22 protein-coding genes are annotated in these 22,526 nt (G+C 59.6%); 3 read left to right on the top strand and 19 right to left on the bottom strand.

The window, feature by feature from the left end; all coding sequences use genetic code 11:
* Nucleotides 1–83 precede the first annotated feature (83 nt).
* From ftsH to ruvC, 14 genes are all read right to left on the bottom strand, one after another.
* On the bottom strand, nucleotides 84–2,048 hold the full coding sequence (ftsH, locus tag QSK43_RS18565; protein WP_332304670.1) for an ATP-dependent zinc metalloprotease FtsH: 1,965 nt from the start codon (nucleotides 2,046–2,048) through the stop codon (nucleotides 84–86).
* Nucleotides 2,049–2,202: 154 nt separating this feature from the next.
* Nucleotides 2,203–3,531: a tRNA lysidine(34) synthetase TilS gene (gene tilS / locus QSK43_RS18560; RefSeq protein WP_332304669.1), complete on the bottom strand. Its 1,329-nt coding sequence runs from the start codon at nucleotides 3,529–3,531 to the stop codon at nucleotides 2,203–2,205.
* 30 nt (nucleotides 3,532–3,561) lie between these two features.
* Nucleotides 3,562–4,563: a tol-pal system protein YbgF gene (gene ybgF, locus QSK43_RS18555; protein ID WP_332304668.1), complete on the bottom strand. Its 1,002-nt coding sequence runs from the start codon at nucleotides 4,561–4,563 to the stop codon at nucleotides 3,562–3,564.
* Between the two features lie 158 nt (nucleotides 4,564–4,721).
* A complete protein-coding gene (gene pal / locus QSK43_RS18550) occupies nucleotides 4,722–5,255 on the bottom strand; it encodes a peptidoglycan-associated lipoprotein Pal (RefSeq protein WP_045023254.1) in 534 nt (177 codons plus the stop codon).
* Between the two features lie 208 nt (nucleotides 5,256–5,463).
* Nucleotides 5,464–6,771, bottom strand: a complete 1,308-nt coding sequence (tolB, locus tag QSK43_RS18545; protein ID WP_045019238.1) for a Tol-Pal system beta propeller repeat protein TolB — start codon at nucleotides 6,769–6,771, stop codon at nucleotides 5,464–5,466.
* A 20-nt stretch (nucleotides 6,772–6,791) separates the two neighbouring features.
* Nucleotides 6,792–7,961, bottom strand: a complete 1,170-nt coding sequence (locus QSK43_RS18540; protein WP_045023252.1) for a hypothetical protein — start codon at nucleotides 7,959–7,961, stop codon at nucleotides 6,792–6,794.
* 9 nt (nucleotides 7,962–7,970) lie between these two features.
* Nucleotides 7,971–8,429, bottom strand: a complete 459-nt coding sequence (gene tolR, locus QSK43_RS18535) for a protein TolR (RefSeq protein ID WP_045023250.1) — start codon at nucleotides 8,427–8,429, stop codon at nucleotides 7,971–7,973.
* A 59-nt stretch (nucleotides 8,430–8,488) separates the two neighbouring features.
* The gene (gene tolQ, locus QSK43_RS18530) at nucleotides 8,489–9,208 is read right to left on the bottom strand and encodes a protein TolQ (RefSeq protein ID WP_003511390.1); all 720 of its coding nucleotides are present in this window, start codon (nucleotides 9,206–9,208) and stop codon (nucleotides 8,489–8,491) included.
* Between the two features lie 261 nt (nucleotides 9,209–9,469).
* Nucleotides 9,470–9,910: a tol-pal system-associated acyl-CoA thioesterase gene (ybgC, locus tag QSK43_RS18525; RefSeq protein ID WP_332304667.1), complete on the bottom strand. Its 441-nt coding sequence runs from the start codon at nucleotides 9,908–9,910 to the stop codon at nucleotides 9,470–9,472.
* A gap of 85 nt (nucleotides 9,911–9,995) precedes the next feature.
* Nucleotides 9,996–10,523 carry an NUDIX hydrolase gene (locus tag QSK43_RS18520; RefSeq protein WP_045023246.1) on the bottom strand — a complete coding sequence of 176 codons (528 nt, stop codon included), beginning with the start codon at nucleotides 10,521–10,523 and terminating at the stop codon, nucleotides 9,996–9,998.
* Nucleotides 10,523–11,104, bottom strand: coding sequence for a DinB family protein (locus QSK43_RS18515; RefSeq protein WP_332304666.1), 582 nt, complete (start codon nucleotides 11,102–11,104; stop codon nucleotides 10,523–10,525). The genes QSK43_RS18520 and QSK43_RS18515 overlap by 1 nt, the downstream gene beginning before the upstream one ends.
* An 18-nt stretch (nucleotides 11,105–11,122) precedes the next feature.
* Complete coding sequence (gene ruvB / locus QSK43_RS18510; RefSeq protein WP_045023242.1) at nucleotides 11,123–12,163, bottom strand: Holliday junction branch migration DNA helicase RuvB; 1,041 nt, start codon at nucleotides 12,161–12,163, stop codon at nucleotides 11,123–11,125.
* Nucleotides 12,164–12,289: 126 nt separating this feature from the next.
* Nucleotides 12,290–12,907, bottom strand: a complete 618-nt coding sequence (ruvA, locus tag QSK43_RS18505; protein WP_045023241.1) for a Holliday junction branch migration protein RuvA — start codon at nucleotides 12,905–12,907, stop codon at nucleotides 12,290–12,292.
* A 31-nt stretch (nucleotides 12,908–12,938) separates the two neighbouring features.
* Nucleotides 12,939–13,451, bottom strand: coding sequence for a crossover junction endodeoxyribonuclease RuvC (gene ruvC / locus QSK43_RS18500; protein ID WP_045023240.1), 513 nt, complete (start codon nucleotides 13,449–13,451; stop codon nucleotides 12,939–12,941).
* Between the two features lie 248 nt (nucleotides 13,452–13,699).
* Between ruvC and QSK43_RS18495 the strand changes: the two genes are divergently transcribed.
* Both QSK43_RS18495 and QSK43_RS18490 read left to right on the top strand, forming a co-directional pair.
* Nucleotides 13,700–16,009: a methyl-accepting chemotaxis protein gene (locus tag QSK43_RS18495; protein ID WP_332304665.1), complete on the top strand. Its 2,310-nt coding sequence runs from the start codon at nucleotides 13,700–13,702 to the stop codon at nucleotides 16,007–16,009.
* A 134-nt stretch (nucleotides 16,010–16,143) separates the two neighbouring features.
* Entirely contained in the window at nucleotides 16,144–17,145 is a 1,002-nt protein-coding gene (locus tag QSK43_RS18490; RefSeq protein WP_332304664.1) for an LLM class flavin-dependent oxidoreductase, read from the top strand.
* Between the two features lie 56 nt (nucleotides 17,146–17,201).
* Here QSK43_RS18490 and QSK43_RS18485 read toward each other — a convergent pair whose 3' ends face one another.
* Entirely contained in the window at nucleotides 17,202–17,948 is a 747-nt protein-coding gene (locus QSK43_RS18485; RefSeq protein ID WP_332304663.1) for a YebC/PmpR family DNA-binding transcriptional regulator, read from the bottom strand.
* Between the two features lie 198 nt (nucleotides 17,949–18,146).
* On the opposite strand from QSK43_RS18485, the gene QSK43_RS18480 reads away from it, so the two are divergent.
* Entirely contained in the window at nucleotides 18,147–18,650 is a 504-nt protein-coding gene (locus QSK43_RS18480) for a pyridoxamine 5'-phosphate oxidase family protein (protein WP_332304662.1), read from the top strand.
* Nucleotides 18,651–18,686: 36 nt separating this feature from the next.
* Here QSK43_RS18480 and QSK43_RS18475 read toward each other — a convergent pair whose 3' ends face one another.
* The 4 genes from QSK43_RS18475 to QSK43_RS18460 all read right to left on the bottom strand — a co-directional run bounded on the left by QSK43_RS18475 (nucleotide 18,687) and on the right by QSK43_RS18460 (nucleotide 22,425).
* The gene (locus tag QSK43_RS18475; RefSeq protein ID WP_332304661.1) at nucleotides 18,687–19,529 is read right to left on the bottom strand and encodes an MBL fold metallo-hydrolase; all 843 of its coding nucleotides are present in this window, start codon (nucleotides 19,527–19,529) and stop codon (nucleotides 18,687–18,689) included.
* A gap of 122 nt (nucleotides 19,530–19,651) precedes the next feature.
* Nucleotides 19,652–20,476 carry a TIGR00282 family metallophosphoesterase gene (locus QSK43_RS18470; protein WP_332304660.1) on the bottom strand — a complete coding sequence of 275 codons (825 nt, stop codon included), beginning with the start codon at nucleotides 20,474–20,476 and terminating at the stop codon, nucleotides 19,652–19,654.
* A 72-nt stretch (nucleotides 20,477–20,548) separates the two neighbouring features.
* The gene (locus QSK43_RS18465; RefSeq protein WP_332304659.1) at nucleotides 20,549–21,163 is read right to left on the bottom strand and encodes a 5-formyltetrahydrofolate cyclo-ligase; all 615 of its coding nucleotides are present in this window, start codon (nucleotides 21,161–21,163) and stop codon (nucleotides 20,549–20,551) included.
* A complete protein-coding gene (locus tag QSK43_RS18460) occupies nucleotides 21,163–22,425 on the bottom strand; it encodes a hemolysin family protein (protein WP_332304754.1) in 1,263 nt (420 codons plus the stop codon). Before QSK43_RS18460 ends, QSK43_RS18465 begins: the two co-directional genes overlap by 1 nt.
* Between the last annotated feature and the right edge of the window lie 101 nt (nucleotides 22,426–22,526).

Genomic DNA, 22,526 nt, shown 5'->3' with positions numbered 1-22,526 from the left:
ATGGCTTATATCTTGTTACCAAACTGAAATGGCCACCCGGAAACCGGGTGGCCATTTTACAATAGGTCGCTTTGTTCAAGCGATCAGTGCGGCTGCGGCTCCATGCCACCTTCGGCCTCACCGTCGCCCTTGGCTTCGCCGTCACCCTTGGCTTCACTCGGGCCGTCCTTCTTGGTGCCGGCTTTCGGCACTGCCGAACCACGGCTGCCTGGAGAATCATCGCCCAGGTCGCGCGCGGGCTTCTCGCCCCTCAGCAATGCCCTGATCTCGTCACCCGTAAGGGTCTCGTATTCGAGAAGACCCTCGGCAATCGCAACAAACCCGTCGTGGTTGTCCGTCAGAATACGCCGTGCCTCAGTATAGGCCTCGTCGATCAGGCGGCGGACTTCGGTATCGATCGTCTGGGCCGTTGCCTCGGAGACATTCTTGGACTGCGAAACGGAATGGCCAAGGAACACTTCCTGCTGGTTCTCACCATAGGATACCTGTCCTAGAGCATCGGAGAAGCCCCATTGCGTCACCATGGCGCGGGCAAGCTTGGTGGCCTGCTCGATATCCGAAGACGCACCGGAGGTGATGTTTTCCTTGCCGAAGGTCAATTCCTCGGCAACGCGACCACCCATCATGATCACCAGACGCGACACCATCCATTTGTAGCTCATGGAGTAGCGGTCGCCTTCCGGCAACTGCATGACCATGCCCAAGGCACGGCCGCGCGGTATGATCGTCGCTTTGTGCAACGGATCGGCCATGGCGACCTTCAGCGCGGTAATCGCGTGTCCCGCCTCATGGTAAGCTGTCAACTTCTTTTCAGCCTCGGTCATGGCGGAGGAGCGGCGTTCCGCACCCATCATGATCTTGTCCTTGGCGTCCTCGAATTCCTGCATGGTCACCACGCGCTTGTTGCGGCGGGCGGCCATCAGAGCGGCTTCGTTGACGAGGTTCATCAGGTCTGCACCCGAAAAACCGGGCGTGCCACGGGCCAGAATCTTGAGATCGACATTAGGCGCCAGCGGCACGTTGCGAACGTGAACCTTGAGGATGCGCTCGCGGCCGACGATATCCGGGTTCGGCACGACCACTTGACGGTCGAAACGGCCGGGACGCAGAAGCGCCGGGTCGAGAACGTCAGGACGGTTGGTCGCGGCGATGAGGATGATGCCCTCATTGGCCTCGAAGCCGTCCATTTCGACCAGCAGCTGGTTCAGCGTCTGCTCGCGCTCGTCATTACCACCGCCGAGACCGGCGCCGCGATGACGACCGACAGCATCGATTTCGTCGATGAAGATGATGCAGGGCGCATTTTTCTTGGCCTGTTCGAACATGTCACGCACACGGCTTGCGCCAACGCCGACAAACATTTCCACGAAGTCCGAACCGGAAATCGTGAAGAACGGCACATTCGCTTCGCCAGCGACGGAACGCGCCAGAAGCGTTTTACCGGTGCCGGGAGGGCCGACCAGCAGCACACCGCGCGGAATTTTGCCGCCGAGGCGCTGGAACTTCTGCGGGTCGCGCAGAAACTCCACGATTTCCTCAAGGTCCTGCTTGGCTTCGTCCACGCCTGCGACGTCGTCAAACGTCACCCGACCATGCGCTTCCGTCAGAAGCTTGGCCTTGGACTTGCCAAAACCCATCGCGCCGCGCGAGCCGCCCTGCATCTGCCGCATGAAGAACAGCCAGACGCCAAGGATGAGGAACATCGGCAAGAGCGTGCCGAGATAGCTCAAAAAACCAGAGGAACCGTCGCTCTCGGGACGTGCCACGATGGTGACGTTCTTGCTCTGCAAGCGTTCCATCAGGCTGTCGTCGATGACCGGGGAATAGGTCTGAAAGGCCGTACCGTTTTCGGTATATGTTCCGAGAACCCTGTTCCCCGTCACGGTCACGTCGCGAACTCGTCCGGAGTCCACATCGCGAATGAACTGGGAATACGGAATTTCACGCGAACTCGTTTGCGTCGGCGAGGTCTGGAACATGCTGAACAAAGCGATCAGCAAAAGGGCAATCACCGCCCACAAGGCGAAATTTCTGAAATTTGGGTTCATAGAACTCCCCGAACTCACACGGACATGTTTGCTGCCCGCCATTACTCGTCCCTAACATAAGGACGACATCTGCCGTTGCCAAGGCGAAGGCCGTTATCTGATGCGTTTTGGTGTAAAAAGTATTCCGTGGCAATTCACGAAAAAGAGGCCGGATTTAAACCGGCGGCTGTCGATATGCCGGGCGGCCAAATAAAACGGCGATCGCATCCGCCAATTCAAGGTCGAAGCGCGGCAGGAAAAGGTCGAAGGGTGCGAGCCTCGGCGCGATGGTGACGGTGCCCGTCAAGGACACAGCGTCGGCGGCCGGTGCGGTGATTTGCGGCAGGATCGCCATCGCCTGTTTCGCCACTCCAACCGGCACCAACGGGAAAAGTGCCGCCGCATCCGCAGCATAGCCCGCCCCGACATGCACCGGAAAAGCCGATGTGTTTGTCACAGGGAAGCGATCGTCCCACAGTCCCTGAGTGCCGGCCTCGACGCGAAGCTCCGGCAGGTTTCGATGTTCCCGAAAAAGATAAAGCCCATCCCGCCGGCGATCGAGAAGAACGCGACCGACTGTCATCCGGCCGTTCTCCCCCGTTTTTAGAAACAGCAACACCCGATCCATGCTGCTTGCGGCCGGGAAATAGGCCCTGCCGCCGAGCGTAGCGATGAGCGCCGCCAGACCGTGCCGGAATTCCGGAAGATCGGGCATCAGGCCGTCACCGGATAATCTGGCGAGCGCGGATTGAGAGACATCAACGTACCGGCGCAGGAAAGCGGCCGTTTTTTCAGAAAGCGCCTGCCTTTTGACTGCCGCCTCCGCGTCGACCTGCACCGGGGAGCCGGGAAGTGACTGTCGCACCCGCACGCGTTCATAGCCGACGTTTTCATTGCTCGGATCGTCAATCCAGCCCCGCGAACGGGATGAGACGAAATCGCAGATTGCCTGTCTTTCACAGGTCAGGAACGGCCGCATGATCCAGTGACGCCTGTCGTACAGGACAGCATCAGCCATTCCGGAGAGGCCGAGATTGTCAACGCCACTATTCCGGGCGGCGCGCATCGCGACGGTTTCCCGCTGGTCGCCGATCGTATGCCCTGTCACGACAAGATCCGCGCCAATGTCACGGGCAACCTCGGCGATCAGGCGATATCGGGCGAGGCGCGAGGCTTCGGAAATGCCTGAAGCGGGTTTGACGCCATCCCATCGGCGCACGGCATGGGGAATGCCGAGTTCGGCGCAAAGCATGGAGACCTTATGGGCCTCATCGGCGGATTCCGCTCTCAGTGCATGGTCGACCGTGACGGCGGAAAGCTGCACCCGCTCGCGACCGATCTCCTCCATCACCTCATACAATGCCAGCAACAGACCGGTGGAATCGCTGCCGCCGGAGATTGCGATGAGAATATGGGTGGGTTTGTGAAGTTTTTCGACGAAGGACCGTGCCGCCGCAAGCGGCGCAACTGTTTTTTCGTTCAAAATGCGGGCATCAACCGGCATGGAAAAACCGCCGCCATGGCAGGAGAAAGATCAGCAGCTCAGCCGCTTCTGTTCGCTGGCAACCTTGTTCAACACGGTCTTCGAAGCACTGGGGTAACGCTTCGGCACCTCGCGCAACGTGGCGCAGGCGGTTTCGGTATTGTCCAGAGCCGCAAGCGACATGCCGAGCTTCATCAGCATTTCCGGGGCTTTTGGAGACTTACCATAGGTCTGGTGGCCGTTCAGGAAGGTTTTTGCCGCCTCGTTGAACTTGCCCTGCGAATATTGCGCCTCGCCCAGCCAGAAGCTGGCATCTGCGGCCTTGGTGCCCTTGGGATAACCCTGGAGATATTGCTGGAACCCCTGCTCCGCCAGCCTGTAGTCGCCGGAAAGAACATGGCCGTAAGCAGCCTGATAGATATCGCTTTCGCTTGTCAGCGCTGCCGTGTTGACCGGATCGGTCTTGCGCGAACCGTTGCCGTTGGTGACACCCGGAAGACTGCCGGAAGAATTATTGGCACCCTGGTTCAATGAGCCGCCGATCGGCATGCCCTTGGAATCAAGTTCGATGGAGCCAAGCGTCGTCTCTGCCGGTGCGCTCGGCGCATTGGCCGGGGCGGACGGCGAAACGGAAGCGCCACCCTGAGGTGGCGTTTCGATGATTGTTGCAACGTCGTCACTCGGCGGGGTGGTCGGAGTGACCTCCGCCTTCTTTTTCGGCGTGGTCGGACTTGCGCCCTTGCCGCCGGCATTGCCGCCTTCCAGTTCCTGGAAGCGGAACTCATTGTCTTCCTGCGCCTTGCGGATCGTTTCCTGCATCTGCAAAAGCTGGAAGCTCATTTCTTCGATGCGGCCGTTGAGCTGCCGGATCTGTTCTTCAAGCTGCTGAACCTTATAGGCTTCATTGGCCTGAACCCGGACGACCGGGGCCTGCTGAGAGTTGAACGTGCCGAAGCTACCCCCCGCACCGAACAGCGGACCCGAAACGGCTGTGCCGCTCAGGCCGGTGCAGGCTGCAAGCCCCAGCATTCCCGCCACGACAAGTTTCTTCATCTCATTCGTCCTGCCTTAACTGATTTGCACCGGAATGGCGCAAGCCGGATTTTTTCCATATCAACCGAAAAAGCAACTTAACTTCGGCCAAACTATGAAAAAAACGAAAGGCGGCCCATAGACCGCCTTCCATTCAAGATCACAAAAGCGTCAGGCGATCACATGCCCGCGCCACCGAGAACCGTCACGGCGCGGCGGTTCTGCGACCAGCAGGAAATGTCGTCGCAAACGGCGACCGGCTTTTCCTTACCGTAGGAGATCGTCTTCATGCGGCCTGCCGGAACGCCCTGGGAAGCCAGGAAGTCGCGGGTCGCAGCGGCACGACGGGCGCCGAGCGCCAGGTTGTATTCACGCGTACCGCGTTCGTCGGCATGGCCTTCGACGGTGATCGCGTAGTTCGGGTAGCGAGAAAGCCACTGCGCCTGGCGCTGCAGCGTCTGCTGCGCATCGGCGCGGATCGAAGTCGAGTCCGTATCGAAGAAGATGCGGTCGCCGACATTGACCGTGAAGTCCTGCTGGGAGCCCGGCGTCGCAGAACCCGCACCGCCAAGACCGAGTTCACCGGCGCTGTTCGGCATGTTCTTCTTGTTCGCGCAGCCTGCGAGAGCAAGAGCGAGCGTCATGGCGATAACAGCGGGGTTACGGGCCAGTTTCTGCATCGGGCTGAGTGCCGAAGTGTGTGTACGGCTCATCGCCGGTCTCTCCTTGGAATTTCAATAACGTTGCCAGACACTAACGGATCGAGGTTAATAGCCGACAAACGCTTATGGTTAACAGAAAGGAAATGTCCCATTTTTTTGCTCCCTCACAACACTTTGCGGCAAGAAAGAGGCATTTCCCGCACGGTGCGGTCAAAACATGACGGCGCCGGTTTTTCCGGCGCCGTCATGGCAGTCAATATCAGTCCAGAAGCGGCGACCAGGCCGGATCCGAAGCGAAGGTGGGCGTCTTGATGAGCTGTTCGTTGTAGCCCGTCAGGTCGATCGAATAGAGCTGCGGGCCACCTGCGCCGGCGTTCTGGCGGAAGAACATCAGCACGCGGCCATTCGGCGCCCAGGTCGGACCCTCATTATGGAAACCGCTGGTCAGGATGCGCTCACCCGAACCGTCCGTCTTCATCACGCCGATCGAGAACTTGCCGCCCGACTGCTTGGTGAAGGCGATCAGATCGCCGCGCGGCGACCATACCGGAGTGGAATAGGAACCGTCGCCGAAAGAAAGGCGCTGCTGGCCGGAACCATCGGCATTCATGACATAGATCTGCTGGCGGCCGCCACGGTCACTTTCAAAGGCGACACGCTGCCCATCCGGGGAGAATGACGGTGCCGTATCGATCGCGGACGTGTTCGTCAGGCGCGTCGTGGTGCGTGAGCGCAGGTCCATGGTGTAGATATTGGCGTTACCATCCTGCTGAAGGCTCATGATGACCTTCTGGCCATCCGGCGAGAAACGCGGCGAGAACGTCATGCCGGGGAAGTTGCCCACCACTTCGCGCTGTCCGGTTTCCAGCTGCAGCAGGTAGACGCGCGGCTGCTGGCCTTCGAAGGACATGTACGTGACTTCCTGACGGTTCGGCGAGAAACGCGGCGTCAGAACGATGTCGTTCGAATTGGTCAGGTTGCGGACGTTGAAACCGTCCTGATCCATGATCGACAGCTGGCGCTTGCGCGCCGTCTTCGGACCGCTTTCGGAGACGAAAACGACGCGGGTATCGAAATAGCCCTTTTCACCCGTGACGCGCTCATAAATGGCGTCGGCGATGATGTGGGCAACACGACGCCAGTTTTCCGGCTGCGTGAAGAACTGCTGCCCGGTCATCTGCTGACCTGCGAAAGTATCCCATAGGCGGAACTCGGCGCGCAGACGCCCGTCGCTTTCGCGGGTCACGCGGCCGGTCACAAGCGCCTGGGCGTTGATGACCTTCCAGTCCTCGAAACGCGGCTGCTGATCCGGGTTGGCGATTTTTTCGATGAAGGCACTCTTGTTGACCGGTGCGAACAGACCCGAGCGCTGCAGATCGGCCGCGATGACGGCCGAAACCTGCGCGCCAATGCCGTCACCGGACATGAAGTCGGTTATGGCGATGGGCAAGGGCTCGACGTTGCCCTTGTTGATGTTGATTTCCACCCGTGCAAAAGCCGGTGCGGAGAAAACCGACATGAGGGCCGCGACAGCGAGCACCAGCCGGATCGGCGAAAATATCTTCATGTTGCCAGGCCTTTCAGCATTCATAGCAATTCACTGGGATCGAAATTCACTACGACTTCGTTCCATGCATCATATTTGTCGGCAGGAAGGTTCGTGAACGGAGCAGAACGCATGATGGCGCGATAAGCCCCGCCGGAAAGAGCGCGGCGCGTTCCCTCGGAACCACCCGTTGCCTCGATCTCGGGCCGGCCGATGATGGTTCCATCACGGTCAAGCTTCATGGTGACCCGAACGCGAACGTCCGAGGCATCCGCCATGCCGGGAATGATCTGCCAGTTCTTCTGGATCGCGCCACGCAGCGCATCCATTTCCGTCTGGCTGAGCGTCGAGCCGCCCGTCGTCTTTTTGCCGCCAAGCGATGCCTGCTGGGTAGAGCGCTTGGCCCCGCCACCTGAAGGCTCCTGCTTGTTCAACAGTGCAGCAACGTCGTCGGCGTTAAAATCGCTTTGCTTCGACGAAGCGGACTTCGCCGTTTCCTGCTTTTTCTCGCCCGGCTTCTTGTCGGAAGGTTTGTCCGTGGATTTCGCCTGGTCGGGCTTGGTCTCCGCCGGCTTTTCGGCGGGCTTCTGCTCGGCGGGCTTGGTTTCGGCCTGTTTCGGCTCTTCCGGCTTCGGCGGTTCGGGACGGGAATTCGGGCGCGGCACGTTTGGCGGCACGGGAATTTCGGCCGGCTCCTGCTGCACGGGCGGCGGCTCTTCCGTCTTGGTTTCCTGCGGCGGCGGTTCCGTCTTCGGCTGCGGCGCGATTTCAGGCTTGGTCTGCGGCAAGGCGGCCATTTCCTGCGGCTTGGGAGCCGAGGTCTCTTCCTTGACGATTTCCTTCACCTCGTTCGCCTTGGTATCGACGACCGGTTGCGGCTTTTCCTGCTTTGGCGGGGCAGCGGCGCTGATATTGTCGTTGGGCTTTGTCGTAGGCGTCGGCGGCGCTTCAATGTCAGCTACGTTGTTGCCGACATTCTGGGCGTTCTCGACGATATCCGGACGCGTGGTCGGAACCGGGGCAGACTTCTCCGCTTTCGGCGCTTTTTTGTCGCCCTGCTGGATCTGGCTCAATTCCTCGATCGGCACCAGCTCCACAGGCAAGGCCTCGGCCTGCGACACGTCAAGCGGTTCCGGCGAGCCCAGGGAAACGAGGGCGAAAGCCAGAAGCGACACGTGCACGATCGCGGATGTGGTAAGGCTGCCCTTCATCGCTTTACGTCAATTGTCCTGTTTCTGCTGGGTTACAAGGCCGATATTCTTGAAGCCCGCCGCCTGGATACGCGCCATCACATCGGCGACAACGCCGTATGCGGCAACGGAATCCGCGCGCACGAAAATTCGTTCGTTATAACCTGTCGTGGCGATCGCCTGCAGCTTGTCGGCTACTTCGGCCGCCTGGATTTCCGTTTCCTGCAAATGAATCTGACCATTGGCATTGACGGAAATCGTGATCGGCTGCGTATCCGAATTCAGCGCGTTGGCGGATGTCTGCGGCAGATCGATCGGAACACCGACCGTCATCATCGGTGCGGCCACCATGAAGATGATGAGCAGCACGAGCATGACGTCGACCAGCGGCGTCACGTTGATCTCGCTGATCGCGCCGCTCCTGCGACGTCCACCGCGTCCCCGGCGTCCACCGGAACCACCGCTGCTGCCACCTGCTGACATACCCATACCATCTACTCCATTTTGCCTTGCGGCAAATTACTGCACAGCATGTAAATTGGGGCCGCTTATTGGGCGGCCTGCCGCGTCTGAAGTTTTTCATCGATCTGGCGCGACAGGATCGCGGAAAACTCGTCGGCGAAACCTTCCATGCGGGCGGAAAGCTTGTGCGCGTCGGCCGTGAACTTGTTGTAGGCGATAACCGCCGGAATAGCCGCCACGAGACCGATGGCCGTCGCCAGAAGCGCTTCCGCGATACCCGGCGCCACAACCGCAAGGTTGGTGGACTTGGAACCGGCGATCGCCTGGAACGAGGTCATGATACCGACGACCGTGCCGAACAGACCGATGAACGGACCTGCCGAACCGATGGTGGCGAGAGAACCGAGGCGAGCCTCGTATTGTTCGCCTTCACGGGCAATCGTCACGTCCATTGCCCGGTCGATACGCATTTGCAGACCGATGGGCGAACGCGCGCCACGTTCGAATGATTTCTTCCATTCCCGCATGGCGGAAACGAAAATTGCCGCAAGACCGACATTCTGGCGTTCCGCCAACGTGCGGTAAAGCTCCTCAAGCGACTGGCCCGACCAGAAGACCTGCTCGAACTGGTCGAACTGGCGCTTTGCCTTGCCGAAGCTTACGTATTTGTCGAAGACGATCGCCCACGTCCAGACCGAGGCGGCGATCAGTCCGATCATCACGAACTTCACGATGAGGCCCGCCTGCATAAACAGCGCCCAGAGACTTACATCGTGCGTCGCCGCTGCCAAACCTGCCTGTTCCATAATTATCCAATCCCCGAATCCAAACGCCCGGTGCGGGACCGGGCGATTCAAACGCGTGTTAACGCTCGAAGTCCTGCGGCAACAGCCGCCAACCCCTTTGCCATACCCCGATACTTGCCAGTAAGCCTTACTTGCCAATAAATTTGGTGAAAGGAAGGCGTGCGCCGCACAAATGCCAGTTGCTAAAGTAAGACACCATTATGGTTAAAGGAGTGTTACAACCGCGCCACGCTCGATGGATTTACTGGACCGGCCCTGAACTTACTTCAGGAATTTTTCGGCAACCGCCTCCGGAAGACGCCTCGGCCGGCCATTGGCATTGATGACGGCGATGATGACCTTCGCGGTGACAAGCAGTGTTTCGCCGCGCCGAATCTCCTGATTGAGCACCATTTTCGCACCGCCAGCCTTTTCGGTAACGGTGGTGATCGTCAACACGTCATCCATCCGCGCCGGGCTCTTGAAATCGATCTCCATGCGATGAACGACGAAGACGAGACCTTCTTCGTCGGCGGTCAGAAGCGCGCTTTGTTCGCAGCCAAGGCAACGCAGGTAATCGGTGCGCCCGCGCTCGAGAAAATGCAGATAACGCGCGTGATAAACGAGACCGGAAAAATCCGTGTCCTCATAATAGACCCGCTGTGTCAGGCGGTGCCCATGTTCCATGAGTTCGCCTGAAAGCGAAACCACAAGCTCGCTCATGATGTCTCCTTGAAAAAATCGACCGCGCCTGAACGACCTTCGCGGACGATAAGATGCTCGTGGCGCCTCGTTACAGGGGCAGAAGTCATTTATCGTCCAGATCGCCGTCATGCCAGACAAGATGTCTCGTGGTCTGCGGCAAGTGTTCTATTTCATCGGCGATGAAATAGGGCGGAATATCGAGTTCCGTCAACGCTTCACGGGTCGCGGCGACCCAGCGAAACTCAAGCTCGTTGTCGCCATCCTGAACGCGGTGAATGATATCCGTTGGATGAAAGGCAAGCGTCTCCGGCAGGTCCATCAGGTAATAGAAACCGAGTTCGTGCCAGTCCTTGCCCTCATAATGGAAAAAATTCTCGACCGCCCACAAAAGCCGCCCGACCTTCGCCTCGACGCCAAGCTCCTCCACCATCTCACGCGCCAGCGTTTCTTCGGAACGCTCGCCCATTTCGGCGCGGCCACCCGGAAAGGTCCAGAATTTTTCATGCGACGCCCGGTGCACCAGCACATGGCCATCACGAAACGCCAGCCCCGCAACGCGCATCTGGAAAATGCGCTTCGGCTTGAATTTCATGCGGATACGGGTGTCCTGCACTTTGGTATCTTGTGTCATTAACTGGACCTGCGGGCTGGAAACATCAAATCGGTTTCCGTCCACCCTAACGCATCCATCTCGGCTTTTCTCGCCTTTGCGTCATCTCCCACAATGAATTCATCCAGCTGCGGCGGTTCCATCATGGTACCGGACAACATCGCATGCGCCTGCCCGCGATGATGCGTCTGGTGTTGAAAGAGATGGGACAGGACATCGTCGCAACGATCCTGCTGAATGCGCGCGCCACGATGAATATTGACAGTGGCAGCGAGGCCGTCTCCATCAAGCCTATCGACAAAGGCGATCAACGCCTCATCAAGTTCCGCCTGGGCGATGCGCAGTTCCGCCATGGTGGCGAAAGGTTCCTCCTCGGCAAAGGCGTCAAGGCCGAGCGTCCCGCCTTTGACCGCGTCAATATAAAAACGGTCGACGGTGTAGATGTGGTTCAGGGTTGCGCGAAGGGTGGGAAAGAAGCTGACCCGAGGAGCCACGAACTCCTCTTGCGAAAGCTGAAGACAGACGTGATGCAGCCGGAAATTGGCCAGCCGGTTGTTGCGTGCAAGTTTGCGAAACACCCGCGAAGAATCATATTCCGGCATATGCCTCTCCCTTTTCGCTCAATCCTCTTCCAGGGTGAGCCGGAACTGCGCAGCTTCGATATCCTTGGGAGGCTGCATGCCCAGATGTTTCCAGGCCGTACCGGTCAGAATTCGGCCGCGTGGCGTACGCTGGATGAAACCCTGCTGGATCATATAGGGCTCGATGATATCCTCGATCGCGTCGCGCGGTTCCGACAGACCGGCAGCGATGGTCTCGATACCGACCGGACCGCCGCCGAAATTGACCGCGATCATGGTCAGATAACGCATGTCGAGCTGGTCGAGACCCATTTTGTCGACAAGCAGCCGCGTCAGCGCCTCGTCGGCGATCTCGCGTGTGACGGCTTCCGCCCGCGCCACCTCGGCAAAATCACGCACCCGGCGCAAAAGCCGTCCGGCGATGCGCGGCGTGCCGCGTGCGCGCCTCGCAATCTCGCGCGCGCCCCCGTCGGTCATGTTCAGCCCCATCAGCCGCGCCCCGCGCCGAACGATCAGTTCCAGTTCATCGACAGTGTAGAAGGCCAGCCGGACGGGAATACCGAAACGGTCGCGCAGCGGCGTCGTCAGAAGGCCGAGACGCGTGGTCGCGGCAACGAGGGTGAATTTGGAAAGGTCGATCTTCACCGAACGGGCCGCCGGCCCCTCCCCGATGATGAGGTCGAGCTGGAAATCCTCCATCGCCGGATAGAGAATTTCCTCGACTGCCGGGTTGAGACGGTGGATTTCATCGATGAAGAGCACGTCGCGCTCCTCGAGATTGGTTAGAAGTGCGGCGAGATCGCCCGCCTTGGCAATCACCGGTCCGGAGGTGGACCTGAAGTTGACGCCAAGCTCCTTGGCCATGATCTGCGCCAACGTGGTTTTGCCAAGGCCAGGCGGTCCCACGAACAACACATGATCCAGCGCCTCGCCGCGGTTCTTGGCGGCTTCGATAAATACCTTGAGATTGGCGCGGGCCTCCGCCTGGCCGGTAAAATCGTCCAGCGACTGCGGACGCATGGTGGTGTCAATATCTTCACCGCGCTTGTCCGCCGAAATCAGTCTGTCCGCATCGCTCATAGAGGGCATTCCATTGTTCTAAACCAATTCAAGAGATGGTCTTCGCCGCTATATCACGACTGTCGCACGAAGGCGCTTCACGAAATTCAGCATCGCACCCGGCTTCGTTCGCTTGCTGCGCGCAGCTTAGCGTGAAAGTTCGCGCAGGCCGAGCCGGATGAGTTTGGCACTGTCGCCGCCCTCCCCGCCATTCTTCAGCGCGGCGGCAACCGCATTTGCGGCCTGGTCGCGCGAATAACCGAGATTGGTGAGCGCGGAAACGGCATCCGCAACCGGCGCGGAGGCCACACCTTCGCCAAGCTCCTGCTTGAGCCCGATGGAAGCCGCAGCCTCTCCGGCAAAAGCAGGCGCCTTGTTGCGAAGTTCAGTGACGATGCGCACCGCCACTTTCGGCCCGACGCCCGGCGCACGCGAAATCATCACCTTGTCCTGTAGCGCTATCGCATTGGCGAGTTCGGAAGGGGACAGGGTGGACAGCATTGCCAGCGCTACTTTCGAGCCGACCCCCTGCACGCTCTGCAGCAGATTGAACCATTCCCGCTCAAGCGCCGACAGGAAACCGAACAGCTTCAGCTGGTCTTCGCGCACATAGGTTTCAATGAAGAGGACCACCGCTTCGCCAGCGGAGCCAATTTTCGAAAGTGTCCGGGCCGAGCAACTGGCCACGTAACAGACGCCGTGCACATCCACCAGCACGTAATCCGTGCCGATTTCCTCGATGGTGCCTTTAAGTTTTCCGATCATGATGCCGCCCGCTCAATGAGACTTCAAATATTCAACCGGCCGCCAAAAGCCGCGCCATCCTGTCGCCGCCGCGATTATGGGCGTGGCAAATTGCGATCGCCAAAGCGTCCGCCGCATCGTTACCCTTGAATTCGGCCTTCGGCATCAGGATTTTCAGCATCATGTGGATTTGCTGCTTTTCGCCGTGCCCCACGCCGATGACGGCCTTCTTGACCGCATTCGGCGCATATTCGAAGACAGGTAATCCCGCCCGCGCCGGAACCAGCATGGCGATGCCGCGCGCCTGACCGAGTTTCAGCGTGGCGACCGCATCCTTGTTCACGAAGGTCTGCTCCACCGCCGCCTCGTCGGGCTGATGGCTGTGTACGACGTCCGCCAGCCCGTCATGCAGCTGGCACAGCCGGGAGGCAAGGTCCATGTCGCCATCCGACGTCACGGTACCGGAGGCGACAAACCGAAGGCTGTTGCCGAGGGTTTCGATGACACCCCATCCGGTGCGCCGCAACCCGGGGTCGATACCGATGATTCGAATCGTCTTTTGCATGAGGCACCCTATCTTTTCGGTTGCGACCCTGCCAGCGATAAGTGAACAAAACGACAACATTGATCAAATTTGCAGTGCAGCATTTACCTCTGCTTAAACCGCGTACCGCATTGTTCCCGCACAAAATCAAAAAAGGGGAGCTGCGGACATGATGATCCACAGCACAATATTTTCGCCATATCAGCCGTCCGATGGCGCCGTGCATGCATGGCGCGGGAACTGATCCGGCATTGGGGGCTGCATCGGCCATGCTGAACCGTTTTCATTCCATATCCACCAAAGTGCTCGCGATCTTCCTTGCGCTGATGACGATCTCGACCGGGGCTCTCACGCTTCTCGGCTATCAAAGCAGCAGCGGCGTTCTGGAGGAACAGGCGTCGAAATCCATGGAAAGCATTCTCGTCTTCCGGGGCGATATGCTGCAGGAACGTCTTGAGCAGCTCGAAACGCAGGCGGTTTCCATCGCCAAGATCGAATCCCTGCAAATGGCGGTGGTTTCCATGCGCAGCGGCTGGGGCACGGTGCAGAAAAATTCCGGCGACGCAAAGGCGGAACTGCAACGCGTCTTCGTCAAGGAGAACCCCTTCGGCGAAAAGGAAAAGCTCATCAAGCCTGAAAACCCGAGCGGCTTTTATTATTCCACCCATGAAAAAACCCAGACGGATATCGGCGGCTATCTCAACGGAACTCCCTTCAGCGATGTTCTCTTCGTCGATCCCGCCGGCACGGTCTATTACTCCTATCTGAAAGGATCGGCTTTCGGGGAAACCGTCACGGGCGGCGCCTGGGCGGATAGCGGCCTCGGCACAGCCTTTGCCCGTGGGGCCGCTAGTGCCGAAAAAGCCGTGAACGACGTTGCGCAGACGAGTTTCTCCGGTCTGCGGATCGACGCCGCGACGAATGAGGCCGGCATCTATTTCGGCATTCCGGTTGTCAAATTCGGTGCGTTCAAGGGCATCGTCCTCTTCCGTGTCAAGCAAGAGGTCTTCGGCCATATACTCGCGAAAGGCATCGCCGCCGGCAGCTCCGAACAATCCGCGATCATTTCTGCCGACGGCAAGGTTCTGGGCGTGGATGGCAGCGGGCTCGTCAGCCTCGATCCGGTAATCTACGGCTTCCACGCGCAAGCGCTGAATGCGGCTGGCATGACGATTGCCAAGATCGACCGCCCGGACGGCGAGGCCAATGCCTATGCCCGTCCCTTCTCCTTTGCCGGTGAAAAATATCTCGCGGTGGAAAGCATGTTGCGCAGCGAGTTGAACGCGGGCTCCATCTCGATTGCCGGCACGCTTGCAGCGATCGGCCTTTGCGTCCTGGCCGCCATGTGTGCGGCAACAGCCTTTTTCGCGCGGCGTCTGTTCGCCCCGCTGGAAAAGCTTGCCGGACTGACCGGCGAGGTAGCGGCGGGCCGTCTCGACACCGAGATCGGCAATCAGGACCGCAAGGACGAAATCGGCCGCATGGCGCGTGCGCTGGGTAGTTTCCGCGAAAAGCTCATCTTGCAGCGGGAAATGGAAGCAACCGCATCGCGCACCCGCGAGGAAGCCGAAACGGCGCGCCGCGCACATCTTGCAGAACGGGAGGCTGAGGCAGGCACCCTGCAAATGGTCGTCCATTCTCTGGACGAAGGGCTGGATCGACTGGCAAACGGCAATCTTGCCTATCGCATTGAGACCGCCTTCCCCGAAGATCTCGAAAGCCTGCGCCACAACTTCAATACGGCGCTTGCGAGGCTCAGCGAGACCATGCAGGCCATTGGTAACAATTCCGCCGCAGTTCGCGGCGGTTCGGAGGAAATGCGGGTGGGTGCCGACCAGCTGGCGGAACGCACCGAGCGGCAGGCCGCTTCCATTACCGAGACGGCAAGCGCCATCAAGGCAATCACCGAAGCCGTCCGCGACCAGATCGAACGCGCCGAACAGGCGACACGGATCGCCCACGACGCGAGCACGGAGGCCACGGCCTCAGGCCGAGTCATGGAGCAGACCATCGCCGCCATGGAGGCAATCCAGACCTCATCGCGCCAGATCAACCAGATCATCGGCGTCATCGACGAAATCGCCTTCCAGACCAACCTTCTCGCCCTCAATGCGGGTGTCGAGGCCGCCCGCGCTGGCGACGCCGGCAGGGGCTTTGCCGTCGTGGCGCAGGAGGTGCGCGAACTGGCGCAACGCTCGGCCGCCGCCGCGAAAGAAATCACCAGCCTGCTGAAGCGCTCTACCCACGAAGTATCCACCGGTGTCGCGCTGGTCGAAAAGGCGGGCGCTTCGCTGACCGGCATCGGCCAGCATGTGCAGACCATCAGTTCCCGCATCGAGGAAATCATGGTTTCCACCCGCGAGGAGGCGCATACGCTTTCGGAAATCAACAGCACCGTCACCAGCCTCGACACCATGACCCAGCAGAACGCCGCCATGGTGGAGGAAACGACGGCCGCCATTCGCAATCTCGCCTCCGAAGCGGGAGAGATGGACGGCAGGCTCGGACAATTCGTGCTGGCACCCGACCGGCAACCGGCCGGGCATCGGGAAACCCGGCAGTTCCGGCGGGCGGGCTGAGAAAGCAAAAAGGGGGCCTCTTCTGAGGCCCCAATTTTTTTGAACCATCCTTCAATTCTGCGCGACTTCTCTGGTAAATCGGGAGACGCGCCTTACATCCGCATCAAAGACTTGAATTTGTGCAGGAGCGTCGGATGATACCCTTTTCCATTCTCGACCTTTCGCCGATTGGCGAAGGCGAGAGCGTCAGCGAGGCGCTTGAAAACTCCCGCCGCATGGCGATCAAAGCTGAAGACCACGGTTACAACCGCATCTGGCTTGCGGAACACCATGGCATGCCGGGTATTGCGAGCGCGGCGACATCGCTCGTCATCGCCCATGTGGGTGCGGCAACGAAACATATCCGTGTCGGTTCCGGCGGCATCATGCTGCCCAATCATTCCCCGCTCGTCATCGCCGAACAGTTCGGCACGCTTGCGGCGCTGCTGCCCGGCCGCGTCGATCTCGGTCTTGGCCGTGCGCCGGGAACCGACATGCGGACGGCAAGAGCACTGCGCCGTAACCTCGATGCCGGTGCGGAGAACTTCCCGCACGATATTATCGAACTCCAGCAATATCTCGGTCCGCCGCAGCAGGATCAGGCGATCCTTGCCGTGCCCGGCATGAATTCGAACGTGCCCCTGTGGCTGCTCGGCTCAAGCACCTACAGCGCGCATCTGGCGGCAGCACTCGGTCTGCCCTATTCCTTCGCCTCGCATTTTGCGCCGGATATGCTGATGGAATCGATCCACATCTATCGCGAACGCTTCCAGCCCTCTGCGACGCTGGACAAGCCCTATGTGATGGTGGGCGTGATGGGTGTCGGCGCGGATACGGATGAGGAGGCGCAATATCTCTTCACCTCGTCGCAGCAGCAATTCGTCAACCTGCGCCGCAATGTCCGCATCCCGTTTCCGAAGCCGGTCCACAACATGGACGACTACTGGAATGAGATGGAGCGTTTCTCGGTGGAACATACGCTGCGTTTCGCGGCTGTCGGCTCGCCTGAAACGATCGGACGCCATCTCGGCGGGTTCCTCGCCGAAACGCAGGCCGACGAACTGATCGTCTCGATGCCGGTCCACGATATCGAAAAAAGGCTGCGCTCCGTAGAGATCTTCGCCGATGTGCGGGCCTCCATCAGAAAGGCCGCCTGAACGAAAAAAGCTCCGGAGCGAAAACGCTGCCGGGGCTTTTTTTAAAATATGAAACGTCAGGCGGAAAGCTTGGCGAGAATTTCTTCGGAAACTTCGAAGTTGGAGTAGACGTTCTGCACGTCGTCGTCGTCTTCGAGAGTGCCGATGAGCTTCATCAGCGACTGCGCCTTTTCCTCATCCACCGGCACCGTGTTCTGCGGCTTCCAGATGGCCTTGACGCTTTCGGCTTCGCCGAGCACGCCTTCCAGCGCCTTGGAAACCTCGTTCATCGCCTCGAAACCGCAAATGATGGTGTGGCCGTCTTCCGTGGTTTCGACGTCGTCGGCACCGGCTTCGATAGCCGCTTCCATGACCTTGTCGGCATCGCCGACTTCGGCCTTGTAGGTGATCTCGCCGACGCGGTCGAAGGAGAAGGAAACCGATCCGGTTTCGCCAAGTGCGCCGCCGGCCTTGGTAAAGGTGGACCGCACGTTGGAGGCGGTGCGGTTGCGGTTGTCGGTCAGGGCCTCGACGATGACAGCGACGCCACCGGGGCCGTAACCTTCGTAACGGACTTCATCGTAGTTTTCGCCGTCTGCACCGGCGGCCTTCTTGATCGCGCGCTCGATATTGTCCTTCGGCATGGACTGGGCCTTGGCGTTCTGGATTGCCAGACGCAGGCGCGGGTTCATGTTCGGGTCGGGCATACCCGTCTTTGCCGCAACGGTGATTTCACGCGCAAGCTTGGAAAACATTTTGGACCGAACGGAGTCCTGTTTGCCCTTGCGGTGCATGATGTTCTTGAACTGTGAATGACCAGCCATGGAAAACCTGATGTCGTAATTTAGAGATTGCGGGCCTTATAAGTGCGATAGGCCCGCCGTTCAAGCCCGCAAGCGCGTTCTCCTGCCGCAAGAATATAAGGAACTGATTTATCCGCACCCCGTTTTGACCATGAAGGCGGAAGAGGCGGGCAGTTTTACTGCTCCCCTCCGCCACCTCAAACCGGAAGGAGAAAATCCATGGTCAGCCTGACTGAAGCAAGAGAAACCCCGGCGCGCCAGCTCTGGGATGAGGTCAACTCCGTCCACGCCGGCATGCTTGGTCTCGAGGGTCTACCCAATCACATGCAGCCCATGGCCCCACATGCCGACCCAAAAACCAATACGATCTGGTTCTTCTCCAAAAAAGACGCCCGTCTCGTCAAATCGCTGAAATCCGGTTCGCGGGCGCATTTCTGCCTCGTCGGCAAGGACCATGATTACCATGCCTGCCTCTCGGGTGTGCTGGAGGTTCGCGATGACAAGACGAAGATCGAAGAATACTGGAATTCCGTCACCGCAGCCTGGTACGAGCACGGTAAAAGCGACCCGCAACTGACGATGCTCGCGCTTCATGTCGACGACGCTGAAATATGGGCCTCGACGGACAGTACCCTGAGATTCGGATGGGAAATCGCCAAGGCCAATATGTCCGACGACAAAACGCCTGAAGTCGGCGTCCGCCAGCACCTCGCCTTCGCCTGAAGGGCGGCCTCCCGGCCCTCCCCGCCCGTCGCCGCTCTACATGCCTTTCGGCACAAGTATCTGTGGCTGGCGGGGAAGGTTTCGCATCGAGACCCGGATGATTGCATCTTTTGCATAGGCAATCTGGAAGCTTCCTCCAAACATCGTCAGAAACTGTTCCAGCGGCGGCCCGGTGCGGTGCATGGGTAAAATCAGCGCGGAGCGCAGGCGCTTGACCACGCGGCTCATGCTGTCGGCACCCATCGTCAAGCCACCATCCACCGGCACCATCAGCACATCCAGACGGCCGATCTCGGCATAGTGCTCATCCGTCAGTTCGTGATGCAGATGGCCGAGATGACCGATGCACAGCCCCGCCACTTCGAAGATGAAAATGGAATTGCCGTTTTCCTGAAAGGATTCGTAATCACCCCAGCGGTTGCGGATGTCGGTTGCGACATTGCGGATATAGACATCGCCTACCAGAACCTTGTGTTCAGCCTTTTCCCCCGGCGTATCGCTCCAGCCTCGCAGCACATGTTGAATGGCCGGATCGGGGCTGAGAGTGAAATGTGTTGTATGCGCCCGGTTCATCGTTACCACAGTCGGTGTGACGGGTGGGCGATAGACGCCGTTATAATCTGTGGCGATCGTCACACCGCCGGGGCTTTCGATGAGATAGGTGGAATGGCCGATGAAGCTGATCTTCACCTCTTCCTTCGCCGTGGCCTGAGCCAGTTGAACATCAGGCGGGTTGAAGCTGGCGAACATGACGCCGGGAATGTTGCGGGCGATCGCCTGGCATTGGCTGACGGGAGGGCGGCTTTCCGTTTGGGCAAAGGCCGCTCCCGCACAGGTGAGCAATCCCGTTATTGCAAGCATTAGCACGCGCAGCATCATGCCACTCCCCTGAACTTGCGAAGGTTGAGAGGATGGGACAGGTTTTGCCGGGCGTCCAGTTTCAAGAGCGGCGAAACGCTCACAATCTCGTCATTGTGAACATCTCGGCGGACGCGGAGAGCTTAAGCCCAGAAGGACGGAAGGGTCTCGGCAAGTCTCGGGCCGATGCGCAGCGGTGCGATCTTTTCGGCAAGCCCGGTGCGATCTGAAATCTCGACGCCCACGCCGCAGATCGTCGCAGGCCCACTGGCGGCCTCGAAACGACCCTTCGGCATTTTGGAAATGAAGCGGTTGATCGGCTCTTCCTTCTCCATACCGAGCGAGCTGTCGTAGTCGCCACACATGCCGGCATCAGACATATAGGCCGTGCCGCCGTTCAATATCTGCGCGTCGGCCGTCGGAACATGCGTGTGGGTGCCGACGACGAAGCTTGCGCGGCCATCGACGAAATGACCGAAGCACTGTTTTTCACTTGTAGCCTCGGCGTGGAAATCGAAGATGATGGCGTCGGCCTGCTCCTTCAACGGGCAGGCGGCGAGAATGTTCTCCGCCGATTTGAAGGGATCGTCCAGTTCCGGGTGCATGAATACCCGGCCCATGATGTTGGCGACAAGCACGCGCGCGCCGTTGCGGGCGTAAAACATGCCAGAGCCCTTGCCGGGCGTACCATCAGGATAGTTGGCGGGCCGCAGGAACTGGTCGTGACGCTCGCAGAAGGAAACAGCCTCCTTCTGGTCCCAGACATGGTTGCCGGTCGTCACCACATCGGCGCCGGCATTGATGGTCTCGAGATAGATATCCTCGGTGATGCCGAAACCGCCGGCGGCGTTTTCACCGTTGACGATGACGAAGTCGAGCTTCAGGTCGGAAACCAGCCCGGGCAATTTGTCCCAGACCGCCGTGCGTCCGGTCTTGCCAACCATATCTCCGAGAAAAAGAAGCCTCATTCACCCGCCCCGATCTTGCGCATGTTCCTAAATTCCGTCCCCTCTAACGGGTAATCCGTGTTTTAAAAAGTGCTAAAGCGCCTTTTTCCCATCGGACATCAACCACTGCGCGGAAAACCAGCGCAAGCCGCTCTCCGTCAGAACGGCATGAAGCGGCACGTCATGCGGCTCCGCCGGCACCGACGGCACTTCCTGACAGTCGAATGCAACACCGATGAGAACGGGAGTTCGACCTTTGCCGTGCAATCTCGCAATCGCGCGGTCATAGTGGCCCGCGCCGTAACCGATACGCTGGCCCTGCCCATCGAAGACGGAAAGCGGAACGAGCAGAATATCCGGATCGACGACATCCGCACCCTCCGCCGGACCGGCCGTGCCGAAACCCGTCTTGACCAGCGGCGTGTCCGCCTCGAAGGCACGGAAAACGATGGTCTCGCGGTTCAACACGACGGGAAGGACAATACGTCCGTCCTTTTCGCGCAGCGTTTCCATCAGCGGCCGGATATCGGCCTCTGAGCGGATCGGCATGAAACCGGAAATAACAGCGCCCGGCGCCAACGGTATGGCGGATGCACCATGTACCGTCATCGCCTCGCTTTTTTGCTGTCGCTCCAACGGCGTCAGCGCATCACGCGCGGCAAGCCTTTCGCCGCGCAGTCTTGCTTTTTCGGCAATGTCACCGGACATCAGGCGGCCCGGCTCACGAGGACCTTGTCGATGCGGTGTCCATCGAGATCGATGACTTCGAAACGCCAGCCGTTGCGGGTGATATGTTCGCCCAGTTCCGGCAGGCGACGGAATTCGTCCAGAACCAGACCGGCAACGGTCTCGAACTCGGCGTCTTCGTCGATCTGGAAGCCCATGCGGTAAGCGAACTCGTCGGCGGGCATCCAGCCGGCAACGAGGAACGAACCGTCCTCGCGCTCGACGATCGCCGGCTCCTCGTCATTGTCTTCCTGGAAAGCTCCGGTGATAGCCTCCAGAACGTCGCCGGAGCTGACGATACCTTCGAAATGGCCGTATTCATCATAGACCAGCACCATATGCACGGTGGAACGGCGCAGTGACTGGATAACGTCCACAGCGCTCGTCAGATCCGAGACGACGGGAACTTCGCGCAGAAGCTCACGGACATTCAGCTCATTGCCGGACGCCAGCGCATCGAAAGCGTCCTTGGCGAAAAGCACGCCCAGAATTTCGTCGGAAGCGCCGTTTCGCACCGGCAGACGCGAACGCTGCGTCTCGCGAAGCTGCACGCGAATTTCTTCCGCGCTGTCTTCGATATCGACCACCTCCACGTCGCGGCGCGGCGTCATCAGGCCGCGGGCATTGCGGTCGGCAAGGCGCATGACACTGGTGATCATCGCCGATTCCTCGGTCTCGATCACCCCGGCGCTATGGGCTTCCGCCAGAACAGTACGGATTTCGTCGTCCGTCACCGATGCGTTGGACGTGCCGCTATGGCCGAGAAGCGCAAGGATGGCCTTACCGGACTTATCGAGAAACCAGACCAGCGGCGCGCCGACCTTGGAGAGCATCACCATGGTGGGGGCAACGCGGGCAGCGATCTTTTCCGGATCGCGCAGCGCAATCTGCTTCGGCACCAGTTCGCCGACGATCAGCGACAGGTAGGTGATGGCGACGACCACCGAGCCGACGCCCAGCGCATCGGCGGCACGGTCGGGAACACCTTGTTCCAAAAGCCATGCGGTAAAACGGGCGCCGAGCGTGGCGCCGGAGAATGCACCGGAAAGGACGCCGACCAGCGTGATGCCGATCTGCACCGTGGAAAGAAAACGTCCGGGATTTTCAGAAAGGCTGAGCGCCATCGTGGCGCCCTTGCTGCCTTGTGCGGCAAGCACCTTGAGCCTCGCCGGTCTGGAGGAGACAACGGCAAGCTCGGACATGGCAAGCACACCGTTCAATACGGTGAGCAGAACCACGATCATAATTTCAGTAAACAAGTTTAGCTCTTTGGGCTGTTGAACGGCACGTCGCGGTTTTGGCCGCAGCGGCCCTTTTTTAAAAAAAAGGGCATGACAGACATACC

The sequence above is a fragment of the Rhizobium sp. GR12 genome, assembly GCF_036596185.1.
GTDB classification, from domain to species: Bacteria; Pseudomonadota; Alphaproteobacteria; order Rhizobiales; family Rhizobiaceae; genus Agrobacterium; species Agrobacterium nepotum.
The sequence above is the reverse complement of the archived record's forward strand: the minus strand, read 5'-3'. Positions and strand labels throughout refer to the sequence as shown.